Origin of the sequence: Microcystis sp. LE19-131.1A (assembly GCF_027532015.1) — a bacterium.
Taxonomy (GTDB): Bacteria; Cyanobacteriota; Cyanobacteriia; order Cyanobacteriales; family Microcystaceae; genus Microcystis; species Microcystis ichthyoblabe_A.
In genome coordinates, this window is record NZ_JAPZSS010000007.1 from 1 (window position 1) to 2290 (window position 2290).

The following is a 2290-nucleotide window of genomic DNA, read 5'->3' on the forward strand; positions in this document are numbered from 1 at the left end:
TTAACCTTGTATTATCTAGTTTGACTTCTGAAGTTGTCAAACCAGATGATTTTAGGCTTCCATCAGATGCCGATTTATCATCGTGACAGTGGCGGTGTAGTAATTGAAGGTTCTTATATTCATCCTTTCCGCCTAGGCTGAGAGGGTGAATGTGGTCAACTTCAATTAAATCCGATGGGGTGAAATACTGCCCACATCGGCTACACTTGCCTTGTTGCTTCTTAAGTAGTTTAGCTACTCTTGTCGGTGTGTCGATTGCTTGTCCTCGTCTGGTCGCCCAGTAAGTCCAATTTCCGTCGTAAGGTGAAGTTTCGGGGCGTACTAGGGTATGTCTGACAATTGGTGTCCAATTATGTTGCCATAAATGAAGACCATCTTTGGTCTTAAATAACCAAGATTCTTGCCTTTCTTTCCCATTGCTGAGTTTAACTGTACCCGGTCTAAAGTAGTTTCTCAGCTTTTCGTGGTTTGATTTACCGCATCTTGATACTGTCCATGCCCTTAACATTAACCAGATTGTATTGTCTAGTTTATTGAAGGTATCCATAGATACTACTCCTGAGTAGTAGTTAGCCCAACCTCTAATGATTGGGTTTAAGTGACTAATCAGGGCTGATTGAGGTGCTGTTTTGTGTTTTTTGATTACACCTTTAATCGCTTCTGTGTGGGCTTTAACTGCTTTTTGGTTGGGTTTGATGTGGGTTTTGTGACCAATTAATTGGCTTCCTCTCCCTCCTGTTTTCCCAGATTTGTACTTTCCTGTTGGATATTGTCTGATATTGAATCCTAGAAAATCAAAACCGGGTTCTTCAGTTTTCCCATTGTACTCAATGGGGTTGAGTGTATGAGACACTCTGGTTTTTTCTGGTTTGAGTTCTAATCCAATTGGTTTTAACCATTCAGAAATGGCAGTTTGGCACTGTTCAATGATTTCGAGTGATGGTGAAATCACCACAAAGTCATCGGCGTATCTTATTAGAACAGCTTGAGTTTTACTACCCTTTTTGGGGAATAGTGTTTCAATTAATCTTGCCATTCCATCCAGTGCGATGTTGGCTAGTAGTGGATTTATTACCCCTCCTTGGGGTGTCCCTGTTTCTGTTTCTTCAAATACGCCATTATCCAATACTCCTGCTTTGAGCCATTGTTTAATGTCTCTTTTCAAGGCAGTGGGACAATGAATTTTTGACAGTAGGAAGTTTTGATTAATTCGGTCAAAACACTTGGCAATATCAGCATCTAATACGAAGTAGCTACTTTTATTGATGCTAAGGTATATCCTCGATATTGCATCATGGGCAGACCTTCCGGGTCGAAAACCGTAGCTGGTTTCTTCCATTTTTGACTCCCATTCTGGTTCGAGTGCCGATTTAATCAACGCTTGTCTAGCTCTGTCTTTGATGGTTGGTATTCCTAGTGGACGTTTTTCATCCCTGCCGGGTTTAGGAATCCATACCCTTCTTAACGGTTTTGCTTTAAGTTTTCCCTTGATTTCTTCGGTTAGATTTAGCCTTTGTTCTGGGGATATTGCTATCACTCCATCGACTCCTGCTGTTTTCTTTCCTTGATTATCTTGGGTTACTTTGCGAACTGCTAATAGACGAGCGTAGTATGATTTCACCAATAGACGTTGCAACCTTCTAACCTTTGCATCCTGTCCCGATTTAGCCGCTTGGTATATCCTCTTTTGGAGCTTGAAAACATATCTTTGGATTTTCCCCCAGTTGATAGCTTTCCATACATTCGTAGTCTTAGTGGTTTTCGGTTTCCCGAACCCTTTACTTTCTCTCGATTTCGTCATATAGACTCCTACTAGACTCTATCCTTACAATCAAACCGTAACCTGTGAGCATATCCTGACTATTACCGTCAGGCGTTGGCTTTTGGTTACATCTCACACCCTTGAAGGCTTGCGCTTACACTTATCACTACTGAGTATTTCGACCGATACTCAGAGCCTGAAAGGGCTTATCACGTTCCGTTTATATGGGCATTCCATCTTTAGATTTGTCCTATCCATCGGGGTACTTTTAAAGGTCTGTGTAAGTGAGTTAGTAAATTCCTTACTTTTCCCCTTGTTCTTTTGAACGCAGTGTATCAACCTATTTCACTACTAGCTAATTACGATGGTTCAGGTCAGACATTCGGCTCACGCCTAATCATGGATGGTTGGCAGTGGTCTCGATTCTGGTGTTAGGTTACACCTCGGAGCCTTCCGTTCCCCGCTTCAGTCCCAGAATTGTGATTTCTGAATCTGGGGGTGGCTATCGCCGTTACTCTCACCTTTGTA

At 42.0% G+C, this 2290-nt stretch carries 1 protein-coding gene; it reads right to left on the reverse strand.

Annotation, left to right across the window (positions count from 1 at the left end):
• Window positions 1-1801, reverse strand: a 1801-nt coding sequence (gene ltrA, locus O9323_RS00425; protein ID WP_288124520.1) for a group II intron reverse transcriptase/maturase, incomplete at its 3' end; no start/stop codon positions are given.
• Window positions 1802-2290 lie beyond the last annotated feature (489 nt).